This window comes from Enterobacter sp. NFIX58, assembly GCF_900110475.1.
Lineage (GTDB): Bacteria > Pseudomonadota > Gammaproteobacteria > Enterobacterales > Enterobacteriaceae > Enterobacter > Enterobacter quasiroggenkampii.
Genome location: NZ_FODW01000002.1, coordinates 514,725 through 530,378, shown reverse-complemented (window position 1 = coordinate 530,378; position 15,654 = coordinate 514,725). Strand labels below are relative to the sequence as shown.

The following is a 15,654-nucleotide window of genomic DNA, read 5'->3' as shown; positions in this document are numbered from 1 at the left end:
TATCCACACTTAATTCGTTTGATTGGTGTCGGCGATGGGGCTGCCAACCTTTAAAGCGAGGGCGTACTTATATTTTTGCCGCTGCCTCTCAGTGCGGCTGCCGGGGGCTTCCCGATCGATATTCGGCACTTAAGCCGTTAAATACTTTTGTCTTTGACTTATTTCTTCGCCAGTTCCTGGTTAATCATCCAGAGCTCCCGGCGTTCTTCGCTGCTTAAACCGTGTGTGCGCTCGCGAGCTATCAACTCTTCCTGGCGCAGCTCAAGCATCGAATCAAACATATGGTTGAGTGAGTCGGTGAACGTTTTTTCTGCAATGTCCTTATCTGCTATATCGTCCCACATCGACAATTTTTCAAGGGTAGCGGCCTCTTTTGTGCCGCGATAATGCTCTAAAAGTTGTCCGGTGGTCAGACCTGGCTGAGACAAACACGTGTTGACCAGTTCTGAAAATAAGCCAAGTCCGGGCAATTTTTCGTGGTTCAAACCCGCCAGCGACGGCACCTGTGGCGCCAGCTCGGGGTTTTGGACCAGTAACCCTATCAGTATACGCATGGTTGTGCGTTTTAGCTGAGGCGCGGGGCGAACCGTGCCGTTTTCAGCCTGTTTAGGCATTAAACGTTCAAGCTGGCTGTCATCCAGAATGCCGAGCTTGTTGCCTAGCTCCTGACGCAGGTAGATGCGCAGCGTTTCGCCGGGCACCTGACTGATTAACGGCAGCGCCAGCGTGCTGAGCTGCGCGCGCCCGTCAGGGGTACTCAAATCGACCTGCGGCATCAGGCTGTTAAACAAAAACGTGGAGAGCGGCTGAGCCTGCTCCATCCGCGCTTCAAACGCCGCTTTACCCTCTTTACGCACCAGCGTATCCGGGTCTTCACCGTCGGGCAGGAACATAAAGCGCAGCTGACGCCCGTCGGTCATATAGGGTAGCGCGGTTTCCAGCGCGCGCCAGGCGGCATCGCGTCCGGCGCGGTCTCCGTCGTAACAACAAATCACGTTGTTGGTCACGCGGAACAGCAGCTGAATGTGATCCGCTGTCGTGGACGTTCCTAACGACGCCACCGCGTAGTTGATGTCGTACTGCGCCAGCGCAACGACGTCCATATAGCCTTCGACGACCAGAAGACGCGGAGGTTCCGCGTTATCCTGCTGCGCCTCATAAAGACCGTAAAGCTGGCGGCCCTTATGGAAAATATCGGTTTCCGGGGAGTTGAGGTACTTCGGCAGGGCATCACCCAGCACGCGACCACCAAAACCAATTACCCGGCCTCGCTTGTCGCGAATTGGGAACATCACCCGTTCGCGGAAGCGGTCGTAGCTTCGTCCCTGGTCGTTGGTGACCAGCATGCCTGCATCGATGAGAGATTTACGATCTTCGCTATTGCCGCCAAAACGCTTTAACACGTTGTCCCAGCCGGGCGGGGCGTAGCCAATAGCGAAACGCGCAATGACATCGTCGCTCAGTCCGCGCTTGTTCAGATACTGACGCGCAGGCTCAGCCGCAGAGTGCTTAAGAGACTGTTGGTAAAACGAATTCAGGCCATCCATCAGTTGATACAGCGTTTGCCGTTGATGGCGCTCGATCTGACTTGGCCCACTGCCTGCTTCATACGGCACTTCAAGGTTATGCATTGCCGCCAGCTCTTCGACGGTTTCAACGAACTCGAGCTTGTCGTAGTTCATTAAAAAATCAACGGCATTACCGTGAGCACCACAGCCGAAGCAATGGTAAAACTGCTTTTCACCGTTTACGGTGAAGGAGGGGGTTTTTTCGTTATGGAACGGACAGCACGCATGGTAATTCTTGCCCTGCTTTTTCAGCTTTACCCGCGCGTCGATGAGATCGACGATGTCGGTTCTGGCGAGCAGGTCATTGATGAAAACGCGTGGGATTCTTCCGGCCATATGCCCCAAAATTTAAGCGACTTATAAACGAAAACAAGCCGCGCATTCCTTCCGGAAGCACGGCCTTACGACTATTACTCTGTCTGTCAATTGAGGGCTGAGGCCCTCAACCAATTAGTACAGACGAGTACGGCGTGCGTTTTCGCGAGCCAGTTTCTTCGCGTGACGTTTCACAGCGGAAGCTTTAGCGCGCTTACGTTCGGTCGTTGGTTTTTCATAAAACTCACGACGACGAACTTCAGCCAGAACACCTGCTTTCTCGCATGAACGTTTGAAGCGACGCAGTGCTACGTCGAACGGCTCGTTTTCACGTACTTTAATTACCGGCATGTAACTCTCACCTTTAATAAATTCGGTTTGCCGCTGGCATCAACGCCAGCTTATTTCAAAATGGTGCGGAATTTTACTGCAAATGCTGCTGCTTTGTAAAGCACCGATGCGATTTTGAAAGGGACTTTAATAAGGGTGAGGAGTATACACGAGCCTTCTTCCTGGGGCGAACAAAGTTTTACATCAACCCGCCCAGGCTCTACACTGCGCGGTATTGAAACGAGGTAAAACAAGTCATGCGTGTACTGGGTATTGAAACATCCTGCGATGAAACCGGCATCGCCATTTACGACGACGAAAAAGGGCTTCTGGCCAACCAACTGTATAGTCAGGTGAAATTGCACGCTGACTACGGCGGCGTCGTGCCTGAACTGGCCTCTCGTGACCACGTGCGTAAAACGGTTCCCCTGATTCAGGCGGCGCTGAAAGAGGCCGGGTTAAGTTCAACCGATATTGATGCCGTGGCCTATACCGCCGGTCCGGGCCTGGTCGGTGCTCTGCTGGTCGGCGCGACCGTTGGCCGTTCGCTGGCCTTCGCGTGGGACGTGCCGGCCATCCCGGTTCACCATATGGAAGGGCACCTTCTGGCGCCGATGCTGGAAGAGAATCCGCCTGAATTCCCGTTTGTGGCACTGTTGGTCTCCGGTGGACATACCCAGCTGATCAGCGTAACGGGGATTGGCAAGTACGAGCTGCTGGGCGAGTCGATCGACGACGCCGCCGGTGAAGCGTTCGATAAAACCGCCAAGCTGCTGGGACTCGATTACCCAGGCGGCCCGATGCTGTCCAAAATGGCGGCGCAGGGAACGGAAGGGCGCTTTGTCTTCCCGCGTCCGATGACCGACCGTCCGGGGCTGGACTTCAGCTTCTCCGGGTTGAAAACCTTCGCAGCCAACACGATCCGCAATAACGACGACAGCGATCAGACCCGCGCCGATATCGCCCGCGCGTTTGAAGATGCAGTGGTGGATACGCTGATGATCAAGTGCAAGCGCGCGCTGGATCAGACCGGCTTCAAGCGTCTGGTGATGGCGGGTGGCGTCAGCGCCAATCGCACGCTGCGCGCGAAGCTCGCCGAGATGATGCAAAAGCGTCGCGGAGAAGTGTTCTACGCGCGTCCGGAATTCTGCACCGATAACGGGGCGATGATCGCCTACGCCGGGATGGTGCGCCTGAACGCTGGCGCAACGTCTGACCTGAGCGTGTCCGTGCGTCCGCGCTGGCCGCTGGCGGAACTGCCTGAGGCGTGAGTTTTTTTGCCGGGCGGCACTTCGTTTGCCCGGCCTACGGTTTTGTAGGCCCGGTAAGCGCAGCGCCACCGGGCAACAAACCGCACTACACCCGCAGCATCCCTTTCTCTTCCAGAAACGCAATAATCGTCCCCAGGCCGTCCCCCGCCTTCAGGTTGGTAAAGGTCCATGGACGCTCGCCGCGCATGCGGTTGGTATCGCGCTCCATCACCTCCAGCGAGGCGCCGACGTACGGCGCGAGATCGGTTTTGTTGATCACCAGAAAATCGGATTTGGTGATCCCCGGTCCGCCCTTGCGCGGAATTTTTTCCCCTTCGGCCACGTCGATCACGTAGATGGTCAGATCCGCCAGCTCCGGGCTGAACGTCGCGCTCAGGTTGTCCCCGCCGCTTTCCACGAAGATCAGGTCCAGATTACCGAATTTCTCGCTGAGCGCTTCCACCGCCGCCAGGTTCATTGAGGCATCTTCGCGGATGGCGGTATGCGGGCAGCCGCCGGTCTCCACGCCCACAATGCGCTCCGGCGCCAGCGCGCCCGCTTCGGTCAGGATGCGTTGATCCTCTTTGGTGTAGATATCGTTGGTTACCACCGCCAGGTGATACGTGTCGCGCATCGCCTTGCAGAGCGCTTCCAGCAGCGCGGTTTTACCCGACCCTACCGGGCCACCCACGCCCACGCGCAGGGGATGTTTGTAATCAGCCATGTTGACTCCTCAGGAACGGAATAGTCGTGAATATTGGGTTTCGTGGCGCGCGGAGGCGATGGCGGACAGCGGCGTTGCTGCGCCCAGCGCGTCGTCGCGACGTAAAAAGGCCTGTTCAAGCCCGGCGGCAAAATGGTCGCTCAGTTCGATAATCAGCTGCTGCGCGGCCTGCTGCCCAAACGGCACCAGCTTGACGCCCGCCATGACCGCGCTCTCAATCCAGCTGTATCCCAGGCTCAGCGCCAGCTCGCGCACGTCAATGCCCCATCGCACGCCGAGCCACGCCATGCCGCAAAGCTGGCTTTGCCTGCACAGCGCCAGCCATTCTGCCGGGCAGTCCGGATCCCAGCTTTTAATCAGGCGCGTAAAGGCCGCCCCGCGGTTGCGTTCTTCTTCACGCAGCTCTCGCGTTTCCCGGCAGGCGAGCAGGTATGCCGTCCAGCGTTTGGCCGTTGCCAGATCGTGCCGATCGCAGGCCTGACAGAGACGGTGAAACAGCGGCAGATCGACGCAGAAAAAACTCTGCTCCATCTGCTGGATCTGCCAGCGTTTAAAGGCGTCGGCGTCCGTGACCCAGCCCGCCTCAACGGCCCACTCCAGCCCCTGCGACCAGGTAAACGACCCGACCGGCAGGCTGCTGCTGGAGAGCTGCATCAGGCGCAGCCTCTGGCGGGCGTGCTCCATCAGCTCATCAGCGCCAGCAGGGCGGACACAATCAGCCCGCCGCCAAAGGTTTTACGCAGCCCGTCGTGACGGCGCAGCAGCAATCCTGCGGCGAAACTGGCGCACAGCACCGTGGCGCTGGCGAACATAAACCCACTGGTGAAGAGCCAGAAGTTATGGCCGGACATCTCCACGCCGTGCGCCCAGCCGTGGAACATCGCCAGGGCAGGCACCGCCAGCAGCAGGCGATTTTCGGTTTTAAACATCATCACGCCGCTGACCGCCAGCGAGGCGATAATCAGCATCTCCATGCCGCTAAAGCCGCCGAGCAGGCTGCCCGCAACGGCGCCGACAAGCATCATCCCGAGGGTGGCAAACGGCAGCAGGAGCTTGCGGCCGCTCAGCGCTGAAAGCACGCCTGCACCGGTCAGCATCAGGAGATGATCGAGCCCGGTCAGCGGATGGAAAAAACCGGCCTGAAAGCTGTCGGCGCCGTGGCCGGGATGCGCGAGCGCGGGAACGGAAAAGGCCAGCAGTAACAGGGGGAGTAACTTGCGCATGATGGATCCTTAATGTGAATGGGTATGAGCGTGGCTATGGCTGTGGGCATCGCTGGCATACGCGCCCGCTTCCGGTTCAAACGGCAGGCTGGCGTAGGTTACCTCCAGCCCAAACTGGCGCAGCATGTCGTCGAGAACGTGATCGTGGTGATAGCGCAGCTCGCCGGGCATGACCTGCAGCGGCACGTGGCGGTTGCCCAGGTGGTAGCAGGCGCGGGCGAGCAGGAACGGATCGGCGCAGCGCACCACGGAGACCGACTCCGGGGCGGCGATCACTTCGATCACTTCGCTGCCGTCGTCGGTGGTCAGCAGGTCGCCCCCGCGCAGTAGCAGGCCGCGCGGCAGCATCAGCCCGGCTTCGCGGCCGTCGTTAAGCGCCACGCGGGCGCGGCTTTTCACCCGCACGTCAATCGGCAGCGTGACGCTGGCGGTAGTCTGATGCGCATGGTCCAGGCGTTGGGTCAGATAAATCATCATCACTCCTCAAAACAGGAAATAGCGTTGCGCCATCGGCAGAACGTCAGCCGGTTCGCTGGTAATCAGTTCGCCGTCGACGCGCACCTCGTAGGTTTGCGAATCAACGGTGATGTTCGGCTGCAGAGCGTTGTGGATCATGTCGGCCTTTTTCACCGTCCGGCAGCCTTTTACCACCGCCGTGGCGCTCTGCAGGTTGAGCTGCTGGGGGATACCGTTCGCGTGAGCCGCCTGCGAGACAAACGTCAGCCGCGTGGCGTGGCGCGCGGCACCCAGCGCGCCAAACATCGGGCGGTAATGGACCGGCTGCGGCGTGGGGATTGAAGCGTTGATGTCACCCATCGGCGCACAGGCGATCATCCCGCCTTTGACGATGGTGGCGGGTTTTACGCCGAAGAACGCCGGGGACCAGACCACCAGATCTGCCAGCTTGCCCGCCTCAATCGAGCCCACTTCATGGGCGATACCGTGGGTCAGCGCCGGGTTAATGGTGTATTTGGCGACGTAGCGCTTCACGCGGAAATTGTCGTTCTCGCCGGTCTCTTCCGGCAGCGCGCCGCGCTGGACCTTCATGCGGTGCGCCACCTGCCAGGTACGGATAATCACTTCCCCGACGCGGCCCATAGCCTGCGAGTCTGACGACGTGAGCGAGAACGCGCCGATGTCGTGCAGCACGTCTTCGGCGGCGATGGTCTCCCGACGAATGCGGGATTCGGCAAACGCCACGTCCTCGGCGATATCCGGGTCGAGGTGATGACAAACCATCAGCATGTCGAGATGCTCGTCGATGGTATTGACCGTGTAGGGCAGCGTCGGGTTGGTGGAGGAGGGCAGAATATTCGGGTGTGCGCAGGCGGTGATGATATCCGGCGCGTGGCCACCGCCCGCCCCTTCGGTGTGGAAGGTGTGGATGGTGCGCCCGCCAATGGCGGCCAGCGTATCTTCGACAAACCCGGACTCGTTCAGCGTGTCGCTGTGCAGCGCCACCTGAATGTCCATCTCTTCGGCCACCTCCAGCGAGCAGTTGATCGCCGCAGGCGTCGCGCCCCAGTCTTCGTGGATTTTAAGCCCGATGGCGCCCGCGGCAATCTGCTCGCGCAGGGCGTCCGGATTGGATCCGTTACCTTTGCCGAGCAGGCCGATATTCACCGGCAGCGTATCGGCGGCCTGCAGCATGCGGGCGATATACCACGGCCCTGGCGTGCAGGTGGTGGCGTTGGTGCCCGCCGCGGGTCCGGTGCCGCCGCCGATCATGGTGGTGACGCCGGAGACCAGCGCCTCCTCCGCCTGCTGCGGGCAGATCCAGTGGATGTGGGTGTCGATCCCGCCTGCGGTGACGATCTTCCCTTCGGCGGCGATGACTTCGGTTGCGGCACCAATTGGGATCGTCACGCCGGGCTGAATGTCCGGGTTTCCGGCTTTGCCGACGGCAAAAATCCGCCCGTTCTTGACGCCGATATCGGCTTTCACGATCCCCCAGTGATCGACGATCAGCGCGTTGGTCAGCACCAGATCCACGCAGTCGTCTGCGGTCATCTGCCCCTGGCCCATGCCGTCGCGGATCACCTTCCCGCCGCCGAACTTGACCTCTTCGCCGTAGATCGTGAGATCGTCTTCCACTTCAATCCACAGCTCGCTGTCGGCCAGCCGCACTTTATCGCCGGTGGTGGGGCCGAACATATCGGCATAGGCCTGGCGCGAAATCTCAGCCATGTTTCACCTCACCCATTACCTCGCCGCGAAAGCCGACAATGCGTTGCGCACCCGTGACCTGAACCAGCGTCACTTCGCGCTTCTGGCCGGGCTCAAAGCGCACGGCGGTGCCTGCCGGGATGTTCAGCCGGTAGCCCCGGGTGACCTCACGGTCAAACTTCAGCGCCGGGTTGACCTCGTAAAAGTGATAGTGCGATCCGACCTGGATCGGCCTGTCGCCGTGATTTTCGACAATCACGGTTTGGGTTTCGCGCCCGACATTGATCGCAATCGCGCCGGGCTGGATCTGGTATTCGCCTGGGATCATCACGCGCTCCTTAGACGATCGGGTTGTGGACGGTGACGAGCTTGGACCCGTCCGGGAAGGTGGCTTCCACCTGAATGTCCGGGATCATCTCCGGTACGCCCTCCATCACCTGGTCGCGGGTCAGGACGTGGCGGCCCGCCTCCATCAGCGAGGCGACGGTTTCACCATCGCGCGCGCCTTCCATGATGAAGGCGCTGATCAGCGCGACCGATTCCGGGTAATTGAGCTTTACCCCGCGCGCAAGGCGGCGTTCGGCAACCAGCGCGGCGGTGAACAGCAACAGCTTGTCTTTTTCTCTGGGGGTCAGTTCCATAACGTTTCTCTTATGTCTGCCAGATACGCGGCGAACAGGCGGTTTTGGTGGTGAGAAGCGGGCGAAGCGACTGCCAGACGTCGCGCATCACCCGCTGACAAATCAGGTTATCGTGGGAGAGAAAGCGCACCGACATGAGATCGTCTGCGAGCGTGGCGCCCGCAAACGTATCCAGCGGGGCGAGCAGCGCACGCGCCGCGTCGAGATGTTCTTCTCTGGCCGGGTAGAACAGCAGCGTGCCAATCCACGGATGCCCGGCGACGGGCGTGAGATCGCCGTCGGCAAGGTGCTGACGTTCAATCAGGCGTGGCTCGTCCTCAACCCAGACTTCAAGGCGGCTCTCCAGCGTGCCGTGGCTGAAGGCCTCATTGATTACCGGTCGTCCCAGGCAGTACAGCTCCCACGCCAGCAGCGTGCTGGAGGCCTTCAGGTGGAAGACGGAGCGCAGCGCGGCATTCGCACCGGGGAAGATAATGGTGTCCTGCGGCAGCCACTCCAGCGTGGATCCCTCATCGAGATAAAAGTGCTGATGCAGGCGAGCCTGCGGGCCGCTGCTGCGATAGAACTTGCTGGCGCCGGGCATGGTGATAAGCGCATGGCTTTTGGCGTCCAGACGCACGGTGATATCCAGCGTATCCCCGCCCACAACCCCGCCCGGCGGGTGCAGAAGATAGAGGTGGCAGGTCTCGCCTTCGGGATAAAATGGACGCTGAACGGTAAGCGGCCCGACGTGATGAGCGGAGTGCAGGAGGGTTTTCTCAGGGGTGTGACAAAACTGCAGGGCAAGCGACGCCTGCCAGCCTTTGTACGAATTATCAGTGACCTGAGCTGCTAACATGCTGCATCCATCTGCTCATCATCGGGTCGTTTCAGTATGCCCTGGCAGAAATGAAGGCTGTCATATGAGTCGCTTATGGATAGCGGTTAAGACGAAACAAAAAAGCACGCCCGGAGGACGTGCTGTCTGACAAACATCGCGATGCCGTTATTTCAGGTGCTCATGCAGCGCTGCGCCAGCCTGCTCCAGGGCAACCTTGACCGTAGGCTCTTCGCTCAGTGGATTGAGCAGGCCGTAATCGTGGATCATGCCGTTATAGCGCGTGACGGTCACCGGGACGCCAGCCGCATCCAGCTTACGTCCGAATGCTTCACCTTCATCCCGCAGAACGTCCAGCTCAGCTGTCTGAATCAGCGTCTCCGGGAAGCCTTTCAACTGCGCGGCGCTGGCGCGAAGCGGAGAGGCAAGGATATTGTTGCGATCGGCCGCGTTGGTGGTGTAGTTATCCCAGAACCATTTCATCATGTTTTTCGACAGGAAATAGCCGTTCTCGAACTGGTTATACGAGGCAGTATCAAAATTCGCATCGGTCACAGGCCAGAGCATGACGTTGTAGCGAATTTTTGGCCCATTAAATTGTTTTGCCTGCAGCGCCACGGAAGCCACCATATTGCCGCCCACGCTGTTACCGACCAGACCCAGACGGCTACCGTCCACGCCAATTTCCTGACCGTGCTCGGCTACCCATTTTGTCGCTTCAAAGGCCTGATGAATGGCCACCGGGAAATGGGCCTCAGGTGACGGCGTGTAATCAACGTAAACCGCTGCGGCACCTGACGCGCGAACCAGATCTCGGATTAAGCGTTCGTGGGTTGGGAAATCACCCAGCACCCAGCCGCCGCCGTGGAAGAACATAAATGCCGGGAGCGTGCCGGTCGCGTTTTCAGGTTTCACTATTTTCAGTTTGATCGCCTGACCATTTACCTGGATCGTTTTTTCTGAAACCTGAGCGGGCGGCAGTTTTGCGCCTTGCTGCGCGCCGATCAGTACCTGACGGGCCTCCTGCGGGGTCATTTGTTCCATTGGCTTACCCTTGCCCGAATTCAGAACATTAAGAAATGCCTGTACGCCTGCGGTCGGGGTAGGGGTATTGGTGGTGTGAGCGGACGCTGCAGCAGACGCGAACACGGAAGAAACCAGGATGGCGGCTAATGTTTTCATGGTAGTACCTCTTTAAGCGAGTGTTAGACAGTAACGTTCTTTAAGTAGTGCGCTATTAAGTTGTTGCTGCAATACTTGCGCGCAAGATACTTTTAGTCAAACTTTATTTATAATTTTTTTATAAAAATGACTAAGGGTTGAAAGAGAAATGAAAGAAAACAAGACGTTAGATGATTTACTTTGCTTCTCACTGTACTCGGTCACCAACGCGTTCGTTCGGCAATATCGTCCCTTATTGCAGGAAATGGATCTTACCTATCCGCAATTTGTTGTTTTGATGGCGCTTTATGAGAAAGACAACATTCCACTTCGCGACCTCAGCGATAAGACGTTTTTTGATTCGGGCACATTGACCCCGCTGGTGCAAAAGCTTGAGGTAAAAGGGTTTCTCAACCGTATCGCGGTTGTGGGTGACGAAAGAATGAAAAATGTCGTTCTGACGGAGAAGGCTAACGCACTGAAAAAGCAGGTGATGGCGCTGCCGGACCAGATACGCTGCAGCATGCGGATGAATGATGAAGAGCTTGAGATGCTGAAAAAACTTTCCCGAACGCTGCTGGATGATTTGTAAGAATCCTTCGGTGGGGTTAACCCACCGAAGCGAGGTCATTATCGGTAATCCTCCGCATCCACATCATACCCCGACGGCTCCCAGCGGATCGCCAGCAGCGAGGCCAGGCCGATAAACGGCGCCAGCGCAATTACCCAGAACACGGCGGTATCCAGCGAGGCGACCAGCAGCGGGAACAGGAACAGCGACAGCGTCGAGCTGCTGCGCATCAGCGTCTGGTTAAGGCCCACGCCAACGCCGCGCAGCGAGGTCGGGTAGCTCAGCGAGGCAAACGTCATGGTATGTGCGCCCGGGCCGAAGCCCTGGCCGAACAGGAAGAGCGCCAGCATCGCCACGGCAAGCACGCCTTCGGTGGCGCCTTCCGGACGACCAATCAGCCCCAGGCCCAGCAGCGCGACCAACTGGCAGGCGTAACCCGCCAGCGACATTCGCCATGCGCCGAAGCGTGGCACGTATCGTACCGCCAGCAGTCCGCCAACGAAGGCAAACAGCAGGTTAAGCGCCAGAGATATCAGGATGGTGGTCAGCATCGACTGGACAAAGAAGCTGGAGATGATCACTGGCAGACCAAACGCCACCGCGTTATAGGCGAACGAGGAGACGACGGACAGCAGCGTGGCGAGCGTGGTGCGCCGCAAGTAGATCCCGCGGAACAGGTTCAGGTAGTTTGACCATTTCGCTTTATTCACGACGGGGGCTGGCTGGCTCAGCGCATCCTGCGGCACGTGGGCATTGATGTTGTATGAGTGGCGTAAAATGGACGCTGCCTCCTTCAGGTTGCCCTGATTTGCCGCCCAGACCGGCGATTCGCTCATATAGCGGCTGCGGATGGCAATAATCACCAGCGCCGGCACGGCACCAAAGCCGAGAATCAAACGCCACAGCCAGTCGCTGTGGCTTTCCGGCAGCACGGCGTAGAAGAAAAGCACCAGCAGGTAGGAGATACTGATGGCGGCATACCAGGTGGGGCACCACATGGCGACGCTGGAGGCCTTATTGCCGGGGCCTTTCAGCCTGGCGAACTCGCTTAGAAACGCCATCGCCACGGGCAGGTCGATCCCAACGCCAAGCCCCATGACAAAGCGGGCACCCGCCAGCACATATTCGTTCGGAGCCAGCGCACAGGCAATAGCCGCTACGACGAAGAACACCATATCAGCCATAAAGACGCGATAGCGCCCGATTTTATCCGTGAGATAACCGCCGAGCAGCGCCCCGACAATGGCGCCAAAGGTAATGGCCGAGGCCACCATGCCGGTACCGGCGGGCGTCAGGTTAAATTCGCGGGTGATGTCTTTAATGCCGAAGGCCAGCGCGCCCAGATCGTAGGCATCGAGGAAAATCCCGCCCAGCGCGATACCGACCACGATACGGGCGTTGGCCCGACCCTGAGAACCGTCATTAACGAGGCGTGAGACATCCGAGGCGCTGCGCACCCACTGGATGTCGCCATCGGGGTGTTTTCCTGCCGTTGAAAGGGGAGTGGTTTCTGTGATTTCTGCCATTTTCTTCTGATGTGGTTGTGTTGTGTCATTAACAGTTACCACAGGCAGAAGGTGACCAAAATCACATTTGGCTATAAGGCATAACTAACCTTACGGGGCGTCTTTTTTCTTCCTCTTGAGCTTCGTCCAGATTTTTGTCTCCTGACGACGCCACAGCCGCTGAATATTATCGTGATGACGCAGCAGGATAAGGCAGGAGAGCATCGACACCGGGAAGGTAAACTGGGGCTTGAACCACCAGACGTAGAACGGCGCGATCAGCGCGCTGACGATGGCGCCCAACGACGAATAGCCGCTCAGCAGAATGGTCAGTAGCCAGGTCCCGGCCATCACGCCGGTTAGGTCCCAGCCGATAGGCGCAATGGCACCAAAGGCGGTCGCCACACCTTTGCCGCCTTTAAAACCGAAGAATACGGGCCAGATGTGGCCGACACAGGCAGCAATCGCAATAAGCCCCAGCCAGAACGGCGTGACGCCCAGCGCATACGCGCCCCAGACGGGCAACATCCCTTTCAGAACATCAAAAATCAAAACCGCTACGGCTGCTCCCTTGCCGCCAATTCGTAGTACGTTGGTCGCTCCCGGATTCCCGGAACCACTTTCACGCGGGTCAGGTAACCCGGCGATGCGGCAGACCAGAATGGCGCTGGAGATTGAGCCGCAAAGATAGGCGAGGAGGATCATTCCAGGCGCGATTGCACTCATAACGCTGTTCCGTTTTGAAAATGTATCTGTATTCTCAGCATCTGTGGATAATACGCATAATTCGCCGGAAGTGGTATCCGGTTTAGCCAAAAAGCAGGCAGGTCGTGATGGATATTGTATTTATAGAGCAACTTTCGGTAATCACCACTATTGGTGTTTACGACTGGGAACAGACCATCGAGCAGAAGCTGGTGTTCGATATCGAAATGGGCTGGGATAACCGCAAGTCGGCAAAAAGTGATGACGTGAATGACTGTCTGAGCTACGCCGATATCAGTGAAACGGTCATCGCCCACGTTGAAGGGCAACGTTTTGCGCTGGTCGAACGGGTGGCGGAAGAAGTCGCAGAACTGCTGCTGAAAAAATTCAACTCACCGTGGGTGCGCATCAAGCTGAGCAAACCGGGCGCGGTGGCGCGCGCCGCCAACGTTGGCGTCATCATCGAGCGTGGCACAAATCTGAAAGGCAAGATTTAACGTCATAATAGCTAAACCCTTTTAGGTTATATCTGTCTTATAGCTGTATCTTTCACGGTAGCCGTTGGGGCGACCGTTTTTTTATATTTTTTTAGGGGTTTATAGATGAGCGATATGCACTCGCTGCTGGTGGCGGCAATACTGGGTGTGGTCGAAGGATTGACGGAGTTTTTACCGGTTTCCAGTACCGGCCATATGATTATCGTTGGCCATCTGCTGGGTTTTGAAGGCGATACCGCCAAAACGTTCGAAGTGGTTATCCAGCTGGGTTCGATTCTGGCGGTGGTGGTGATGTTCTGGCGCCGTCTGTTTGGCCTGATCGGTATCCATTTTGGCCGTCCGCCGCAGCACGAAGGGATGAGTAAAGGCCGCCTGTCGCTGATCCATATTCTGCTCGGGATGGTCCCGGCAGTGGTGCTGGGGCTGGTTTTCCACGACGCCATCAAATCGCTGTTTAACCCGATTAACGTGATGTACGCGCTGGTGGTGGGCGGCTTCCTGCTGATCGCCGCGGAAGTGCTGAAGCCAAAAACGCCGCGCGCGGAAGGGCTGGACGATATGACGTATCGTCAGGCGTTTATCATTGGCTGCTTCCAGTGTCTGGCGCTGTGGCCGGGCTTCTCGCGTTCAGGCGCAACCATCTCCGGCGGGATGCTGATGGGCGTAAGCCGTTACGCCGCGTCAGAGTTCTCTTTCCTGCTGGCGGTGCCGATGATGATGGGTGCCACCGCGCTTGACCTCTATAAAAGCATCGGTTTCCTCACCACGGGCGACATTCCCATGTTCGCCGTTGGCTTCATCACCGCGTTTATCGTGGCGCTGATTGCCATCAAAACCTTCCTGCAGCTGATTAAGCGTATCTCGTTCATTCCGTTCGCGATCTATCGCTTCATCGTTGCCGCTGCGGTATACGTGGTCTTCTTCTGACCGATGGCCCTCAGTCTTTTGGCTGAGGGCAATGCTTTTCCTTCCAGTCAGAGACCGCCTGAATTCGCCGTTTCGTGAGTTCTTCGCGAATTTCCGGTCCTTTGAATCCCGCCTCGACGACGTCCTTCGTCGGCACCGCTTTCGCTACCTCCCAGGCTTTACGCAGTAAACGTCCCTGCGGGTAGTCGCACGCTTCAAACCCGGTACGCCCGCGCACGTCAGCTTCGCTGGTCAGCGCGATTTGCTCCACGCGCTGGGGTTTGCGCCAGGCGTCGATGTTATCGAAAAGCTTAACGATGGTGGCCGGTTTCAGGATGGGGAAGGTGTGGATCAGATCGTGGAATTCGGCCACCAGTTTCGCCAGATCGCGGATTTCGTTCGGCACGCGCAGACGCTGGCACAGCCCCTCGACCAGCTTCACCCCGGCCGGACCGTGCCCGTGGTGCCGTGGCCAGAGCTCTTTTGGCGTCAAGCCTTTGCCCAGGTCGTGGCACAGGGTGGAAAAACGCACGTCCACGTCAGGGCTGAGCATGGCCGCCATGCTCAGGGTCATCAGCGTGTGCACGCCGGTATCAATTTCCGGGTGCCATTTCGCCGGAGCCGGGACGCCAAACAGCGCGTCTATTTCCGGGAACAGCACCTTCAGCGCGCCACAGTCGCGCAGGACCTGGAAAAAGACCTGCGGGTTACGCGTGGTGAGGGCATTCTCCGTCTCTTTCCAGACGCGCTCTGGCGTCAGGTGTTCAAGCTCGCCCGCCTCGGTCATGGCGGTCATCAGCGCCATTGTCTCATCGGCAATACGGAAGCTGAGATGGGCGTAACGCGCGGCAAAACGCGCCACGCGCAGCACGCGGAGCGGATCTTCAGAAAACGCCGGGGAGACGTGGCGTAAAAGACGGTTGCGCAGATCGTCCTGGCCGCCATAAGCGTCAACAATCTGGCCGTGCTCGTCCTGCGCCAGCGCGTTAATGGTCAGATCGCGACGCAGGAGATCTTCCTCCAGCGTGACGTCAGGCGCGGCATAGCAGGTGAAGCCCGTATAGCCCGAACCTGATTTCCGCTCGGTACGCGCCAGGGCATACTCTTCGCGGCTTTTCGGGTGCAGGAACACGGGAAAATCGCGGCCTACCTGCTGGTAGCCCGCGTCGAGCATCTCTTCCGGGGTGGCGCCCACCACCACCCAGTCTTTATCTTTGACCGGCAGACCTAACAACGCATCGCGAACCGCACCACCGACCAAATAACTCTTCACGC

At 58.5% G+C, this 15,654-nt stretch carries 18 protein-coding genes; 4 read left to right on the top strand and 14 right to left on the bottom strand.

What is annotated here, in order from left to right; translation table 11 throughout:
- Positions 1–158 precede the first annotated feature (158 nt).
- Both dnaG and rpsU read right to left on the bottom strand, forming a co-directional pair.
- Positions 159–1,904 (bottom strand): DNA primase, encoded by a 1,746-nt coding sequence (dnaG, locus tag BMW97_RS12145; protein WP_003862574.1) that lies wholly within the window; start codon positions 1,902–1,904, stop codon positions 159–161.
- A gap of 114 nt (positions 1,905–2,018) precedes the next feature.
- The gene (gene rpsU, locus BMW97_RS12140) at positions 2,019–2,234 is read right to left on the bottom strand and encodes a 30S ribosomal protein S21 (protein WP_001144069.1); all 216 of its coding nucleotides are present in this window, start codon (positions 2,232–2,234) and stop codon (positions 2,019–2,021) included.
- Between the two features lie 236 nt (positions 2,235–2,470).
- On the opposite strand from rpsU, the gene tsaD reads away from it, so the two are divergent.
- Positions 2,471–3,484: a tRNA (adenosine(37)-N6)-threonylcarbamoyltransferase complex transferase subunit TsaD gene (gene tsaD / locus BMW97_RS12135; protein WP_045909996.1), complete on the top strand. Its 1,014-nt coding sequence runs from the start codon at positions 2,471–2,473 to the stop codon at positions 3,482–3,484.
- An 85-nt stretch (positions 3,485–3,569) separates the two neighbouring features.
- Here tsaD and ureG read toward each other — a convergent pair whose 3' ends face one another.
- The 9 genes from ureG to BMW97_RS12090 all read right to left on the bottom strand — a co-directional run bounded on the left by ureG (position 3,570) and on the right by BMW97_RS12090 (position 10,216).
- Complete coding sequence (gene ureG, locus BMW97_RS12130) at positions 3,570–4,187, bottom strand: urease accessory protein UreG (RefSeq protein ID WP_008503187.1); 618 nt, start codon at positions 4,185–4,187, stop codon at positions 3,570–3,572.
- A 9-nt stretch (positions 4,188–4,196) separates the two neighbouring features.
- Positions 4,197–4,871, bottom strand: coding sequence for an urease accessory protein UreF (locus BMW97_RS12125; protein WP_045909995.1), 675 nt, complete (start codon positions 4,869–4,871; stop codon positions 4,197–4,199).
- On the bottom strand, positions 4,871–5,410 hold the full coding sequence (locus BMW97_RS12120) for a HupE/UreJ family protein (protein WP_023619349.1): 540 nt from the start codon (positions 5,408–5,410) through the stop codon (positions 4,871–4,873). The genes BMW97_RS12125 and BMW97_RS12120 overlap by 1 nt, the downstream gene beginning before the upstream one ends.
- A gap of 9 nt (positions 5,411–5,419) precedes the next feature.
- Positions 5,420–5,884 carry an urease accessory protein UreE gene (gene ureE / locus BMW97_RS12115; RefSeq protein WP_045909994.1) on the bottom strand — a complete coding sequence of 155 codons (465 nt, stop codon included), beginning with the start codon at positions 5,882–5,884 and terminating at the stop codon, positions 5,420–5,422.
- A gap of 9 nt (positions 5,885–5,893) precedes the next feature.
- Positions 5,894–7,597: an urease subunit alpha gene (ureC, locus tag BMW97_RS12110; protein ID WP_024906477.1), complete on the bottom strand. Its 1,704-nt coding sequence runs from the start codon at positions 7,595–7,597 to the stop codon at positions 5,894–5,896.
- Positions 7,590–7,904 (bottom strand): urease subunit beta, encoded by a 315-nt coding sequence (locus tag BMW97_RS12105; RefSeq protein ID WP_024906478.1) that lies wholly within the window; start codon positions 7,902–7,904, stop codon positions 7,590–7,592. Before BMW97_RS12105 ends, ureC begins: the two co-directional genes overlap by 8 nt.
- A gap of 10 nt (positions 7,905–7,914) precedes the next feature.
- Positions 7,915–8,217 (bottom strand): urease subunit gamma, encoded by a 303-nt coding sequence (locus BMW97_RS12100; protein WP_003862556.1) that lies wholly within the window; start codon positions 8,215–8,217, stop codon positions 7,915–7,917.
- A gap of 10 nt (positions 8,218–8,227) precedes the next feature.
- Positions 8,228–9,055 (bottom strand): urease accessory protein UreD, encoded by an 828-nt coding sequence (locus tag BMW97_RS12095; protein ID WP_045909992.1) that lies wholly within the window; start codon positions 9,053–9,055, stop codon positions 8,228–8,230.
- Between the two features lie 147 nt (positions 9,056–9,202).
- The gene (locus BMW97_RS12090) at positions 9,203–10,216 is read right to left on the bottom strand and encodes an alpha/beta hydrolase (protein ID WP_023617354.1); all 1,014 of its coding nucleotides are present in this window, start codon (positions 10,214–10,216) and stop codon (positions 9,203–9,205) included.
- Positions 10,217–10,364: 148 nt separating this feature from the next.
- On the opposite strand from BMW97_RS12090, the gene BMW97_RS12085 reads away from it, so the two are divergent.
- A complete protein-coding gene (locus BMW97_RS12085) occupies positions 10,365–10,787 on the top strand; it encodes a MarR family winged helix-turn-helix transcriptional regulator (RefSeq protein ID WP_045909991.1) in 423 nt (140 codons plus the stop codon).
- 38 nt (positions 10,788–10,825) lie between these two features.
- Here BMW97_RS12085 and BMW97_RS12080 read toward each other — a convergent pair whose 3' ends face one another.
- Both BMW97_RS12080 and plsY read right to left on the bottom strand, forming a co-directional pair.
- Positions 10,826–12,292 (bottom strand): MFS transporter, encoded by a 1,467-nt coding sequence (locus tag BMW97_RS12080; RefSeq protein ID WP_045909990.1) that lies wholly within the window; start codon positions 12,290–12,292, stop codon positions 10,826–10,828.
- A gap of 90 nt (positions 12,293–12,382) precedes the next feature.
- The gene (plsY, locus tag BMW97_RS12075) at positions 12,383–12,997 is read right to left on the bottom strand and encodes a glycerol-3-phosphate 1-O-acyltransferase PlsY (protein WP_008502955.1); all 615 of its coding nucleotides are present in this window, start codon (positions 12,995–12,997) and stop codon (positions 12,383–12,385) included.
- Positions 12,998–13,104: 107 nt separating this feature from the next.
- Here plsY and folB point away from each other — a divergent pair, with 107 nt between their 5' ends.
- Complete coding sequence (gene folB, locus BMW97_RS12070; RefSeq protein ID WP_023309215.1) at positions 13,105–13,473, top strand: bifunctional dihydroneopterin aldolase/7,8-dihydroneopterin epimerase; 369 nt, start codon at positions 13,105–13,107, stop codon at positions 13,471–13,473.
- Positions 13,474–13,578: 105 nt separating this feature from the next.
- On the top strand, positions 13,579–14,400 hold the full coding sequence (bacA, locus tag BMW97_RS12065) for an undecaprenyl-diphosphate phosphatase (protein WP_023617357.1): 822 nt from the start codon (positions 13,579–13,581) through the stop codon (positions 14,398–14,400).
- A gap of 10 nt (positions 14,401–14,410) precedes the next feature.
- On the opposite strand, the gene BMW97_RS12060 is transcribed toward bacA, so the two are convergent.
- On the bottom strand, positions 14,411–15,652 hold the full coding sequence (locus BMW97_RS12060) for a multifunctional CCA addition/repair protein (RefSeq protein WP_045910159.1): 1,242 nt from the start codon (positions 15,650–15,652) through the stop codon (positions 14,411–14,413).
- Between the last annotated feature and the right edge of the window lie 2 nt (positions 15,653–15,654).

Bases quoted from the DNA above. Each gene is read 5' to 3' on its own strand.
- dnaG (WP_003862574.1), bottom strand. From the start codon at position 1,904: ATGGCCGGAAGAATCCCACGCGTTTTCATCAATGACCTGCTCGCCAGA.
- rpsU (WP_001144069.1), bottom strand. From the start codon at position 2,234: ATGCCGGTAATTAAAGTACGTGAAAACGAGCCGTTCGACGTAGCACTG.
- tsaD (WP_045909996.1), top strand. From the start codon at position 2,471: ATGCGTGTACTGGGTATTGAAACATCCTGCGATGAAACCGGCATCGCC.
- ureG (WP_008503187.1), bottom strand. From the start codon at position 4,187: ATGGCTGATTACAAACATCCCCTGCGCGTGGGCGTGGGTGGCCCGGTA.
- BMW97_RS12125 (WP_045909995.1), bottom strand. From the start codon at position 4,871: ATGGAGCACGCCCGCCAGAGGCTGCGCCTGATGCAGCTCTCCAGCAGC.
- BMW97_RS12120 (WP_023619349.1), bottom strand. From the start codon at position 5,410: ATGCGCAAGTTACTCCCCCTGTTACTGCTGGCCTTTTCCGTTCCCGCG.
- ureE (WP_045909994.1), bottom strand. From the start codon at position 5,884: ATGATTTATCTGACCCAACGCCTGGACCATGCGCATCAGACTACCGCC.
- ureC (WP_024906477.1), bottom strand. From the start codon at position 7,597: ATGGCTGAGATTTCGCGCCAGGCCTATGCCGATATGTTCGGCCCCACC.
- BMW97_RS12105 (WP_024906478.1), bottom strand. From the start codon at position 7,904: ATGATCCCAGGCGAATACCAGATCCAGCCCGGCGCGATTGCGATCAAT.
- BMW97_RS12100 (WP_003862556.1), bottom strand. From the start codon at position 8,217: ATGGAACTGACCCCCAGAGAAAAAGACAAGCTGTTGCTGTTCACCGCC.
- BMW97_RS12095 (WP_045909992.1), bottom strand. From the start codon at position 9,055: ATGTTAGCAGCTCAGGTCACTGATAATTCGTACAAAGGCTGGCAGGCG.
- BMW97_RS12090 (WP_023617354.1), bottom strand. From the start codon at position 10,216: ATGAAAACATTAGCCGCCATCCTGGTTTCTTCCGTGTTCGCGTCTGCT.
- BMW97_RS12085 (WP_045909991.1), top strand. From the start codon at position 10,365: ATGAAAGAAAACAAGACGTTAGATGATTTACTTTGCTTCTCACTGTAC.
- BMW97_RS12080 (WP_045909990.1), bottom strand. From the start codon at position 12,292: ATGGCAGAAATCACAGAAACCACTCCCCTTTCAACGGCAGGAAAACAC.
- plsY (WP_008502955.1), bottom strand. From the start codon at position 12,997: ATGAGTGCAATCGCGCCTGGAATGATCCTCCTCGCCTATCTTTGCGGC.
- folB (WP_023309215.1), top strand. From the start codon at position 13,105: ATGGATATTGTATTTATAGAGCAACTTTCGGTAATCACCACTATTGGT.
- bacA (WP_023617357.1), top strand. From the start codon at position 13,579: ATGAGCGATATGCACTCGCTGCTGGTGGCGGCAATACTGGGTGTGGTC.